Source organism: Streptomyces sp. NPDC087440 (assembly GCF_044744005.1).
GTDB lineage: Bacteria > Actinomycetota > Actinomycetes > Streptomycetales > Streptomycetaceae > Streptomyces.
Window position 1 is genome coordinate 257,401 of sequence record NZ_JBIUXN010000004.1, and the last position, 12,772, is coordinate 270,172.

5 protein-coding genes are annotated in these 12,772 nt (G+C 73.5%); 2 read left to right on the top strand and 3 right to left on the bottom strand.

What is annotated here, in order from left to right:
- Positions 1-10 precede the first annotated feature (10 nt).
- The 3 genes from ACIO3O_RS12260 to ACIO3O_RS12270 form a co-directional block, all read right to left on the bottom strand.
- Positions 11-3,607, bottom strand: coding sequence for a UvrD-helicase domain-containing protein (locus tag ACIO3O_RS12260; RefSeq protein WP_401744773.1), 3,597 nt, complete (start codon positions 3,605-3,607; stop codon positions 11-13).
- An 86-nt stretch (positions 3,608-3,693) separates the two neighbouring features.
- Positions 3,694-7,341 (bottom strand): UvrD-helicase domain-containing protein, encoded by a 3,648-nt coding sequence (locus tag ACIO3O_RS12265; protein WP_401744774.1) that lies wholly within the window; start codon positions 7,339-7,341, stop codon positions 3,694-3,696.
- Positions 7,342-7,619: 278 nt separating this feature from the next.
- Entirely contained in the window at positions 7,620-8,036 is a 417-nt protein-coding gene (locus ACIO3O_RS12270; RefSeq protein ID WP_401744775.1) for an MGMT family protein, read from the bottom strand.
- Positions 8,037-8,236: 200 nt separating this feature from the next.
- Between ACIO3O_RS12270 and ACIO3O_RS12275 the strand changes: the two genes are divergently transcribed.
- Positions 8,237-11,011 carry a lysylphosphatidylglycerol synthase domain-containing protein gene (locus ACIO3O_RS12275; RefSeq protein WP_401744776.1) on the top strand — a complete coding sequence of 925 codons (2,775 nt, stop codon included), beginning with the start codon at positions 8,237-8,239 and terminating at the stop codon, positions 11,009-11,011.
- A 105-nt stretch (positions 11,012-11,116) separates the two neighbouring features.
- Entirely contained in the window at positions 11,117-12,673 is a 1,557-nt protein-coding gene (locus ACIO3O_RS12280) for an alpha/beta hydrolase (RefSeq protein ID WP_401744777.1), read from the top strand.
- Positions 12,674-12,772 lie beyond the last annotated feature (99 nt).

Below are 12,772 nucleotides of genomic sequence, written 5' to 3' on the forward strand. Positions count from 1 at the left end.
GACCTTGAGCCTAACTCTCCGGGGGAGGTGCGGCGTCCGGTGCCCAGGTCACGGACTCCTCGGCCGCTCTGTCGCCGGAGAGGATGCGCTCCAGCTCACGGCGGCCGGGGAGGCTGCGGGGGCGCACGCTCTCGCCGCTGCGGACGTACAGGAATGTGGCGAGGACCTCTTCCGGCTCAAGCCCGTGCAGCTCGGCCCAGGCCAGCCGGTAGATGGCGAGCTGGAGGGGGTCGGCGGCGCGGTGGCGGCTGGTCTTCCAGTCGACGATCTCGTACGTCCCCGACGCCGCGTCGTAGTAGACGGCGTCGATACGTCCCCGGATGACCCGGCCCGCCAGGGTGAGGTGGAAGGGGGTTTCCGTGCGGTACGGGGTGCGGCGGGCGTACGCGGTGCGCTCGAAGGCCTCCTTGAGCGCGGCCAGGTCGCGTTCGTCGGCGATCTCGGTGTCGTCCTCGTCGCCGCCGGGGAGGTCCTCGGGGCCGAGCATCGGCAGCGGCAGCTCCTCGAAGCGGGACTCCACCCAGGCGTGGAAGCGGGTGCCGCGCCGGGCGGCGGGCTGCGGCGGCTTGGGCATGGGGCGGGCCAGCTCCTGGGCGAAGCCGTCGGGGTCGGCGGCCAGGCGCATGAGCTGGGTGGCGGACAGGGAGGGCGGCACGGGGACGTCGCGGGTGGTGGCGCGGGCGCGGCGCAGCTCGTCGGCGAGGGCGTCGAGGTCGCGGTCCCAGGAGTCGACGGTGCGGGCTTCCTCCGCGGTGAGCGCGGTGGGGGCGTCCTCGGGGGGCTGCGGGGGGCGGGTGTCCCCGGCATCCCCGGCATCCCCGGAGACAGGGATCGCCTCCCCGGAGGCAGGGGTTCGCGCTTCCGGTTCGGGGGCTCCCTCCTCCGGGTGGGGGCGCGCCCCGTGCTCCGCCGACGGGCCGGGTGTCTCGTGCTGGGTGGCCTCGGGGTCCGGGTGGTGGGCGGTCGCGGGCCCCGGGCGGTGGGTGGAGAGGGCGTCCCAGTCGGCGGGCTCCGGCTCTTCGTCCGGTACGGGCCAGGCCTCGGGGTCCTCCGGGGCCTCCTCCGGAATCCAGTCGTCCCACGCCGCCGGCTCCGGTACGGGCGGGGCCTCGGGTGCGTCGCGCAGGGCGTCCAGGTGGGCCAGGACGGTGGCGCGGGCCCTGCGGCGGCGGACCAGGGCGTCGTCGTCCAGCGGCAGCGGCCAGGCGCGGTCCACGGCGGACTCCTGGAGGGCGGGGTTCTCCTCGCCCTCCTCCGGTGCGTCCGCCCAGGCCTCGATCTCGCCGAAACCGGCCGCGCAGTGCTCGTACAGCGCGTCGAGGAAGTCGGAGGGGCCGCGGGTCTTCTTCTGGTTGGGACCCCACCAGTGTCCGGAGCCGAGCAGCAGTTGCTTGGGGCGGGTGAAGGTGACGTAGCCGAGGCGCAGTTCCTCGATGTGCTGGTGCTCCTTCATCGCGTCCTTGAACAGCTTGATCCCCTTGCTGTCCCACTCCGTCACGTCGGGCAGTGTCTGCGCGTCGCCGCGCAGGGCGTGCGGGAGGACCTGCGGCTGGGCGGTCCAGGACTCGCGGCCGCGGTCGCTCGGGAAGGCGCCCCTGACCAGGCCGGGGGCGGCGACGACCTGCCACTCCAGCCCCTTGGACTTGTGTGCGGTGAGCACCTTCACGGTGTCCTCGCCGCCCGGCAGCGCGTTGTCGAGGCCCTTCTCGTACTGGGCGGCCGTGCGCAGGAAGCCGAGGAAGGCGAGCAGGGTGGCCTCCCCGTCGAGGGACGCGAAACCGGCCGCGATGTCGAGGAAGTTGTTGAGGGTCTCGCGGCGGCGGGCTGCCAGCGCGTGCGGGGACGCGGAGAGTTCGACCTCCAGGCCCGTGGTGTGCAGGACGCGGTGCAGGACGTCCATCAGCGGGTCGGCGAGCGAGCGGCGCAGGTCGCGCAGTTCGCGGGCGAGGTGGGCGAACCGCACCCGGGCCTCGCCCGAGAACGGCTGCCCATCGTCCCCCTTGTCGGGCGACTCCAGGAAGGTGTCGAGGGCGTCCGCGAGCGATATCACCTCGGACGGGTCGACCCCCTCGACGGCCTCCGCGAGCCTGCGGTCGGGGTCGTCGTCGGCGCCGCCCCGGTGCACGAGGAGGCGGGCGCGGCGGCCGAGGAGGGCCAGGTCGCGGGGGCCGATGCGCCAGCGCGGGCCGGTCAGGAGCCGTACGAGAGAGGCGTTGGCGCCCGGGTCCTGGAGGACCTCGCAGACGGCGACCAGGTCGGCGACCTCGGGCAGGTGCAGCAGCCCGGACAGGCCGACCACCTCGACGGGGACGTCCCGGGCGACCAGGGCCGCCTGGATCTCGGGGAAGTCCCCTGCGGTGCGGCACAGGACGGCGATGTCCCTGGGGGCGGTGCCGGTGTGCACCTGGTGGGCGAGGGAGTCGGCGATCCAGGCGATCTCCTCCTCGTGGGTGCGCAGCAGGGCGCAGCGCACCGTGCCGGACTGCTCCTCGCCCGGTGCCGCGCGCAGGGCCTCGACGCCCCGGTGCATGGCGCGCAGGGGGGCGGCGAGGCCGTTGGCGAGGTCCAGGAGGCGGCCGCCGCTGCGGCGGTTCTCGCTGAGCGCGTACCGGTCGGCGGGGCGGCCGTCCGCGTACGGGAAGTGCTCGGGGAAGTCGTCGAGGTTGGCCACGGACGCGCCGCGCCAGCCGTAGATCGCCTGGCAGGGGTCGCCGACGGCGGTGACGGGGTGCCCGGTGCCGCCGCCGAACAGGCCCGACAGGAGCAGCCGTTGGGCGACGGAGGTGTCCTGGTACTCGTCGAGGAGGACGACGCGGAACTCGCCGCGCAGGATCTCGCTCACCTCGGGCAGGGCGGCGAGCCGTGCGGAGAGTGCGATCTGGTCGCCGAAGTCCAGGAGGTCCCGGCTGCGCTTCTGGTCCTGGTAGCGGACGGTCAGCTCCAGGAGTTCCCGGCGGGCCTCGGCGGCTTCGGGGACCTTGCGCAGGTCGGCGTTGGAGAGCTTGACGCCCGCGAGGGTGTGCAGGAGTTCCGTGTCGTACGAGCGCAGGGCCGACGGTCGTACGAGGTGCTCGGCGAGCTCCGCGTCCAGCGCCAGGAGGTCGCTGACCAGGGTGGCGAAGGAGCGGGTGAGGGCGGGATAGGGGCCGGGGGCCTCGCGCAGCACGCGGGCGGCGAGCTGGTAGCGGGTGGCGTCGGCGAGGAGGCGGGCGGAGGGCTCCAGGCCGATGCGCAGGCCGTGGTCGGTGAGGAGCTGCCCGGCGAAGGCGTGGTAGGTGGAGATGCGGGGTTCGCCGGGCGGATTGTCGGGGTCGATGACGTCCGGGTCGGTGATCCCGGCGGCGACCAGGGCCTTGCGGACGCGCTCGGCGAGCTCGGCGGCCGCCTTGTTGGTGAAGGTCAGGCCGAGGACCTGCTCGGGGGCGACCTGTCCGGTGCCCACCAGCCAGACCACGCGGGCGGCCATCACCGTCGTCTTGCCCGATCCGGCCCCGGCCACGATGACCTGCGGGGCGGTGGGTGCCGTGATGCACGCCAGCTGCTCCGGGGTGAACGGGATGCCGAGGAGCCGCTTGAGCTGCTCGGGGTCGGTGATTGTGGTGGTCACCTCGAAAAGGCTATCCGGCACCACTGACAACGGGCTTCACAGGGGCTATGACCTGCGCAATCGGCTAATCGACCCCGCCCATTCGACTAATCGACCACGTGCTTGCCCTCCGGCTGGGCGCTGCACGAGGCGCGGAAGGCGCAGTGGGCGCACTGGCTGCCCGTTTTCGGGGCGAAACGTTCGTCCAGGACCCGTCCGGCCGCCGTGGCCAGCAGGTCGCCGACCCACTCCCCCTCCAGGGGCGCCTGTGCCTGGATCTTGGGCAGGGTCTCGCCGCCGTCCTTCTTCGCGGCGGCCTGCCGCAGCTGGACGAGTTCCGCGCCGCCCGCCTCGGGGCGTCGGCCGTCGAAGACGTCGTCGACGGCGCCCTCGCGGACGGCGAGCTGGTAGACGGCGAGCTGCGGGTGGTGGGCGACCTCGTCGCGGGTGGGCGCGGACTTGCCGGTCTTGAAGTCGACGACGTACGCCCGGCCCTGTCCGTCGGTCTCGACGCGGTCCATGGAGCCCCGGATGCGCACCCGGTACGCGTCGCCCGCCTCCAGCGTCACGTCGAAGTCGTGCTCGGTGACCACGGCGGTGCGCCCGCCCCGGTCGGTGACGTGCCACTTCAGGAAGCGTTCCAGGGCGGCGCGCGCGTTCTCCTTCTCCTGCCGGGACTTCCAGGGCGCGTCGAAGGCGAGCCCGTCCCACACCGAGTCCAGGCGCTCCATGAGGACGTCCAGGTCGGCGGGGGTGCGCCCGGAGGCGACCTCGTCGGCGAGGACGTGCACCACGTTGCCGAAGCCCTGGGCGGCGGTCGCGGGGGCGTCGGCCTTGACCTCGCGGCCCAGGAACCACTGGAGGGAGCAGGTGTTGGCGAGCTGGTCCAGGGCGCTGCCGGACAGGGCGACCGGCTGGTCGCGGTCGCGCAGCGGTACGGCGCTGTGCGTCGGCGCGCGCAGGCCCCACCAGGTGTCGGGGTGGGCGGCGGGCACCATGGCCACCCCGTCGTCGTCGGCGAGCGCGGCGAGGCGGGCCAGGCGGCGGGCGGCGGCGTCGCGCAAGGTGTCGGAGGCGTCCGGGTCGACGGTGGTGGCGCGCAGTTCCGCCACCAGTGCGGAGACGGCGAGGGGGCGGCGGGGGCGGCCGGTGACGTCCTTGGGTTCGACGCCGAGTTCGGTGAGGAAGCGGGAGGGCTGGTCGCCGTCGTCGGCGGGCGTCTTCACGGCGGTGACCACCAGGCGCTCTCGCGCGCGCGTGGCGGCGACGTAGAAGAGCCTGCGCTCCTCGGCGAGCAGGGCGCCGGGGGTGAGGGGTTCGGCGAGGCCGTCGCGGCCGATGCGGTCGGCCTCCAGGAGGGAGCCCCGGCGGCGCAGGTCGGGCCAGAGCCCCTCCTGCACACCGGTGACGACGACGAGCCGCCACTCCAGGCCCTTGGAGCGGTGCGCGGTCATCAGGCGCACGGCTTCGGGCCGTACGGTGCGTTTGCTGAGGGTGTCGGCGGCGATGTCCTGGGCGTCCAGCTCCTCCAGGAAGTTCAGCGCGCCCCGGCCGCCGGAACGCTCCTCCGCGCGGGCGGCGGTGTCGAAGAGGGCGCACACGGCGTCCAGGTCGCGGTCGGCGTTGCGGCCCGCCGCGCCGCCGCGCAGGGCGGCCCGCTCCAGGCGGCCGGGCCAGCCGGTGCCGCTCCACAGCTCCCACAGGGCCTCCTCGGCGGTGCCGCCGCCCGCGAGGCGCTCCCGGGCCTTGCGCAGCAGTGCGCCCAGGTGCTGGGCGCCGCGCGCGTAGGCGGGGTCGTGGGCGACGAGGCGTTCGGGTTCGGCGAGGGCTCGGGCCAGGAGGACGTCGGAGGGCGGCGGCACCTTGTTGCCCGCTTCCCGCTCCTCGTCGCGCAGGGCGCGCCCGAGGCGGCGCAGGTCGGCGGCGTCCATGCCCGCCAGGGGGGAGGCGAGGAGTTCGGCGGCGGTCTCGGCGTCGAGCCAGGAGGCGGCGGGGGGCGCGTCCCCGCCACGGGTGCCGGGCGCGTCCCCGCCACCGGTGCCGGGCGCATCCTCGACGCCAGTGCCGGACGCATCCTCACCACCAGTGCCGGACGCATCCTGCACACCGGTGCTGGGCACCCCCTCACCACCGGTGCCGGGCGCACTCTCACCACCAGTGCCGGACGCATCCTCCTCACCGGTGCCGGGCGCACCCTCACCACCAGTGCCGGAAGCATCCGCATCACCGACGCCGGACACGTCCTGCACACCGGCGCCGGGCGCATCCTGCGCACCGGTGGCCGCGTCCCCGCCCTCCTCGTCCTCCGTGAACGGCGTCCGTGGCCCGTGCGCCAGCGCCGCCCGCGCCACCGCCCGCAGTGCCGTCAGCAGGGGTGTCACCGCGGGCTCGTGCCGCAGCGGCAGGTCGTCGCCGTCGATCTCCAGCGGCACCCCCGCCGAGGTCAGCGCCCGCCGCACCGACGGTATGGTCCGCCCGCCCGCGCGCACCAGCACCGCCATCTCGCTCCACGGCACACCCTCCTCCAGGTGCGCCCGGCGCAGGATGTCCGCGACGTTGTCCAGTTCGGCGCCCGCCGTCGGGTACGTGTTGACCTCGACCCTGCCGCCCTCGCGCACGGGGGCGAGGTCCCGGTGCGCCTGCACGGCGGCCGCCGGGAGCCGGTTCAGCGGCATCCTGCGGGTCAGCAGCCGGGTGGCGGCCAGCAGGTCGGCCCCCGAGCGGCGGGAGGTGGTGAGGACCTCCACGCGGGCCGGGTGGCCGTCCGTACGGCGGAAGGTGTGCGGGAAGTCGAGGATGCCGCCGACGTCGGCACCGCGGAAGGCGTAGATCGACTGGTCGGGGTCGCCGAGGGCCACCAGGGTGCGCCCCTGTCCGGCGAGCGCGTGCAGCAGCCGGACCTGGGCGGGGTCGGTGTCCTGGTACTCGTCGACGAACACGGCGTCGTACGCGGAGGCCAGGCGTCCGGTCGTCGCCTCGCGTTCGGCGAGGAGCACCGCGCGGTGCACCAGTTCGGCGTAGTCCAGGACGCCCTGCATGTCGAGGACGTCGAGGTACTCAGCGAGGAAGGTGGCGGCGGCCTTCCAGTCGGGGCGGCCGATGGTGACCGCGAAGTCGCGCAGCGCCCCGGGCCCGAGTCCCAGTTCGCGGCTGCGGGCGATGACGGCGCGGACCTCGTCGGCGAAGCCGCGGGTGGTGAGGCAGGCGCGCAGCTCGTCGGGCCAGCGCACGTGCGCCAGGCCGGTCCTCTCCAGGTCGATCTCCCCGGCGAGCAGCTCGCGCACCGCCACGTCCTGCTCGGGGCCCGAGAGCAGCCGCAGCGGTTCGCTGAACAGGTCGCTGTCCTGGTGCGCGCGGACCAGGGCGTAGCAGAACGAGTGGAAGGTGGTGGCCTGCGGCGCCTGCCGGGAGCCCAGGCGCAGTGCCATCCGGTCGCGCAGTTCGACGGCCGCCTTGCGGCTGAAGGTCAGGACCAGCACCCTTTCGGGGCGCACTCCGTCGGCGATCCGGGCGGCGACCGCCTCGACGAGGGTGGTCGTCTTGCCGGTGCCGGGGCCCGCCAGGACGAGCAGGGGGCCCTCGGCGTGGTCAACCACCGCGCGCTGCTGTGCGTCCAGCAGAGGAGGGTCCACGCGGCCCGGTGCCGTCCGGATCAGACGGTAGGCACCCGGGGTCCGCTGCCGCGACCGTGGGTAGTGCCGGTACGGCTGGTTCCGGGAGGTCCCCGGGTGGCCCGAGGAAGTGGAGGTGCTCACGTGGATCGCCGGTCCTGGTGGGTGGTGTGCCGGCCGTCTCGCGGCCGTAGGGGGTGACTGTGCCGTACGGGGCCGGTGTGCCGTGCGCGTCCGACGTACCGGGTGCTGTCGACGCTACGCCAGTGAACACACCTGACGCAGCGCCTCCGGGCTCCGCGGGAGCGCACCGGGGTGCGCGGCGGCGTACTCCGTACGGTCTTCGGACTGCCCGTGACGGTGGCCGATGGCGGAAGCTGGGCGGTGTGAGCCCCGCGATCCGCCGCGCACCGGGCCCGGTCTCAGGAGCCGTCGCTCCCGGGACCCGCCCCGGTGCCCGACCCGCCGTCCCACCGGGCCCGCCTCATGTCGAGGCGCGGCAGGTGGCCCTCGGCGCTGCGCGGGGCGGTGCGCAGCGGGGTGCCCTCGGCCCGGTAGTGGTCCAGGGCGCGCAGTTCGTGTCCGGGGAGCAGGCGGCCGTCGGAGCGGACCACGCGCCACCAGGGCACCGCGCCGCCGTACAGGGCCATCACCCGGCCGACCTGGCGCGGGCCGCCCTCGCCCAGCCACTCGGCCACGTCGCCGTACGTCATGACCCGGCCGGGCGGGACCTCCTCGGCGACCGCCAGGACCCGTTCCGCGTACTCGGGCAGTGCGTCGCCCGGGGGCGGTTCCTCACCGGAGGGCAGTGCGTCGCCGGGGGGCAGCTCGTCGCTCATCCGGCCCATCCTGCACCACACCACCGACAACGGGCCGCCCCGCGCCCCGGGAGCCAAACACAGTGGGCCTGCGCCCACGCGCGCGCGTACCGTGCACGAGACGAACGGGGGCCCGGCACCCTGACGCCCCCTGTCATCATCCGGTCATGCCACCATCATCCGGACGGTGACCGGTGAGACGAGAGCAAGAAGAGACGACGATGAAGGAGCAGGACGTGCAGCCTCGACCGGCGGCGGGCGCTCCTGATGCCGTCCCGCGCCCTGAGACGGACGCCCCGCACGGCGGCGGCGAGCAGAGCGACGACGGCCCGCCACGGCCGCAGGAGGCCGCACAGCGGTCTTCCGGAGGGGCGACTCTCGTACGGACGGACACGAGCCATTCGGAACGGGTGTCCGGCGACGAGCCGCTGCTCGCCGCGCGGGTGCACCGGCCCGCCGACCTGGTGCGGCTGCTGTCGGGCCTGTTCGGCATCGTCTGTGTGATCGCGCTGGCGGCGTTCGCGCACGGCACCGCGTCCGGCCTGGAGCAGGACATCATCGACGGCACGGCGCAGACCCCGGTGGTCTTCGTGCGGCTGGCGGGTCTGATCTCCAGCATCGCCGTGCTGATCCTCCCGGTGGGATTCGCGATCGAGCGGCTCATCAAACGCGACGGGCTGCGCATCGCCGACGGCGTGCTGGCGGCCGTGCTCGCGCACGGGGTCGCCCTCGCCACCGACCTGTGGGTCTCCGGCTCCGCCCCGAAGCCCATCCGGGAGGCCCTCACCCGGCTCGCCAGCGACGGCACGGGTCTCACCGACCCGGTGCACGGCTACCTCGCGCCGGTGATCGCGTACATGACGGCCGTCGGGATGGCGCGCAGGCCGCGCTGGCGGGTGGCGCTGTGGGCGGTGCTGCTGCTCAACGCCTTCGCCGTGCTGGTGGGCGGCCAGACGACACCCCTGTCGATCATCGTCACGGTGCTCATCGGCTGGACGGTGGCGTACGCGACCCTCTACGCGGTGGGCTCCCCCAACGTGCGCCCGACCGGGCAGACCCTCCTCGCCGGGCTGCGGCACGTGGGCTTCCGCCCGGTGTCGGCGATGCGCGCCGAGGACGACCCGGACGTGGGCGACAAGGGCGACCGGGGACGGCGCTACATCGTCACCCTGGAGGACGGTCCGCCGCTGGACATCACCGTCGTCGACCGCGAGCAGCAGGCGCACGGGTTCTTCTACCGGGTGTGGCGGCGGGTCACCCTGCGCGGCATCACCCAGCGCCGGTCGATCCAGTCCCTGCGACAGGCGCTGGAGCAAGAGGCGCTCCTGGCGTACGCGGCCATCGCCGCCGGTGCGAACGCCCCGAAGCTGATCGCCACCTCCGAGCTCGGCCCGGACGCCGTGATGCTCGTGTACGAGCACCTGGGCGGCCGGACCCTGGACTCGCTGCCCGACGAGGAGATCACCGACGCGTTGCTGCGCGACGCGTGGCGCCAGGTGGAGGCCCTCCAGTCGCGGCGCATCGCGCACCGCAGGCTGACCGGTGACGCCATCCTGGTGGATCGTTCCGGCACGGTGATACTGACGGACCTGCGGGGCGGCGAGATCGCCGCGGGCGACGTCGTGCTGCGGATGGACGTGGCACAGCTCCTGACGACCCTGGGGCTGCGCGCGGGCGCCGAGCGGGCCGTGGCGACCGCACTGGAGGTGCTGGGCCCCGACACGGTGGCCGACAGCCTTCCCCTGCTCCAGCCGATCGCCCTGAGCCGCTCCACCCGCGCGACGCTGCGCAAGCTGGGCCGCGATCGCGCACAACGGCAGCGCGAGGCGGTGCTGGCGGCGTCGGCGGCGGCCAAGGAGGCCAGGGCGCGGGAGAAGCGGGAGAAGGGCGAGGAGGCGGAGGACGCGCCGGGACGCAAGGCCGTTCGCGCGGAGAAGAAGGCCGAGAAGGAGGCCATCGACGAGGCGCTGGAGGACGCCAGGGAGGAGGACCTGCTCGCTCAGATCCGCCACCAGGTGCTGCTGATCCGCCCTCAGGCTCCGGTGGAGGCGGTCCGCCTGGAGCGCATCAAGCCGCGCACTCTGATCAGTCTGCTGGCAGGCGTCTTCGCCGCGTACATCCTGACCTCGTTCCTCCTGAACAACCCCGTCACCGACGCGTTCGTCTCGATGAAGTGGGGCTGGGTGGCGGTGGCGGTGCTGTTCTCCGCACTCAGCTATGTGGCGGCCGCGATGAGTCTGCTGGGCTTCGTCCCGGAGAAGGTGTCGTTCTGGCAGACCGTCAAGGCGCAGGTGGCGGGTTCGTTCGTGAAGCTGGTGGCCCCGGCAGCGATCGGTGGTGTGGCGCTCAACACCCGCTTCCTACAGCGCGCTGGGGTCCGCCCCGGGCTCGCGGTCGCCAGCGTGGGTGCGTCCCAGTTGTTCGGCCTGGCCAGCCACATCGGACTGCTGATGATCTTCGGCTATGTGACGGGCACCCAGCAGACCTCCTGGGAGAACCCGTCCCGGACGGTGATCGCGGGCCTGCTGACGGCGGCGGTGCTGGCGATGATCGTGACGGCGGTGCCGTTCCTGCGGAAGTTCGTCGTCACCCGGGTGCGATCGCTGTTCGCCGGTGTGGTGCCGCGCATGCTGGATGTGCTCCAGCGGCCGAAGAAGCTCGCCACCGGCATCGGCGGCATGGTGTTGCTGACCGTGGTGTTCGTCATGTGTCTCGACGCCTCGATCCGTGCCTTCGGCGACGGAGACGCCGACCACCTCAGTTACGCCACCGTCGCGGTGGTGTTCCTGACTGCCAACGCGGTGGGTTCGGCGGTACCGACCCCGGGCGGCGTCGGAGCGGTCGAGACCGCGCTGATCACCGCGCTCGGCATCGCGGGACTGCCGACGTCCATCGCGGCGCCTGCGGTGCTGCTGTACCGGCTGCTGACGTTCTATCTGCCCGTGCTGCCGGGCTGGCTGTGCTTCAACTCGCTGACCCGCAAGGGCGCCCTGTAACCACCGTGCGCACCCCGCCCCCTGTCACCTCAAAGACGGTGACAGGGGCACCCGCTTGGACCCCGGCGCGCGCGATCCGGCACCCCACGGCGCACGATGGAGGGCATGGCTACCCCTTCCGCTCTGCGCGCTCCCGCCCTCGCCGCCTCCGTCGTCGTGCTGCTGTCCCTCGCGGGTTGCTCCGACGGAGGCGGGAAGAAGGACGGCGAGAAGCAGGACCTCACCACGCAGAAACTCACGTGGGAGGAGTGCCCGGCCCCCACCGCAGCCCAGGGCGAGGGCACGAAGCCGTCGCCGCTGCCGGGCGGCACCGCGTGGAAGTGCGCCACCATGGAGGCGCCGCGCGACTACGCCAAGCCCGACGGCGAGCGCATCGAACTGGCCCTGATCCGGGCGGAGGCGGCCGACAAGGACAAGCGCATCGGCTCGCTGATCTTCAACTTCGGCGGCCCCGGCGGCTCCGGCGTGACCACCCTGCCGAGCGCCGCCAAGGACTACGAGAAGCTGCGCACCCGGTACGACCTGGTGAGCTTTGACCCCCGGGGGGTGGGCCGCAGCGCTCCTGTGAAGTGCCAGGACGACAAGGCGCTCGACGCGTACTACGCCGAGGACGCCACCCCCGACGACGCCGCCGAGGAGAAGGCGTACGCCGACGGCGTCAAGGCGTACGCGGAGGCCTGCCAGAAGAACTCCGGCAAGGAACTGCCGTACGTGGGCACCACCAACGCGGCCAAGGACCTCGACCTGATGCGCCAGGTGCTGGGCGACGAGAAGCTGCACTACTTCGGCATCTCGTACGGCACCGAGCTGGGCGGCGTGTACGCGCACCTGTACCCGAAGCGGGTCGGCCGGGCCGTGTTCGACGCGGTGGTGGACCCCACCCAGAAGACCGAGCAGAGCTCCCTGGGCCAGGCCAAGGGCTTCCAGCTCGCGCTGAACAACTTCGCCAAGGACTGTGTGGCGCGCGGCGACGACTGCAAGCTCCAGGGCAGCACGCCGAAGGAGATCGAGGACAACATCGTCGCCCTGCTGCAGCGCCTCGACAAGAAGCCGATCCCGGGCGCGGGCGGACGGGAGCTGACGCAGAGCCAGGCCACCAACGGCATCGTCCAGACGCTGTACTCGAAGGAGTTCTGGCCCTACCTGGAGCAGGGCCTCGACGAGGCGGACGGCGGCAACGGCGCGCTGCTGCTGGTCCTCGCCGACGCCATGAACGGCCGCAACCAGGACGGCACCTACAGCAACATCGGGGCCGCCAACGCCGCGATCAACTGCGTGGACTCCAAGGAGCGTTACGACCTGGCTTACGCCAAGTCGAAGGTCGCCGAGTTCAAGGCCGCCTCCCCCGTCTTCGGCGACTTCCTCGCCTGGGGCCTCTCCGGCTGCTCGTCGTGGCCGGTGCCCGGCCAGTGGGAGACCCCCGACGTGAGCGCTCCGGGCGCGGCTCCCATCGTCGTGGTCGGCAACACCGGTGACCCGGCGACGCCCTACGAGGGCGCGCGGAAGATGGCCGAGCAGTTGGGCAAGGACGTCGGCGTCGAGTTGACGTACAAGGGCGAGGGCCACGGCGCGTACAACAGCGGCAGCACCTGCGTGAAGTCGACCGTGGACGACTACCTGCTGGAGGGGAAGGTTCCGGCGGCGGGGAAGGTCTGCGAGTAGGACCGCCCGCAGGGGCGGCCGGGACCGCGCGCAGGGCGGGCCGGACCGGTAACGCCCAGTCACCGCAAGGGATTTCCGTGACTGTCAGTGGTCGACCCT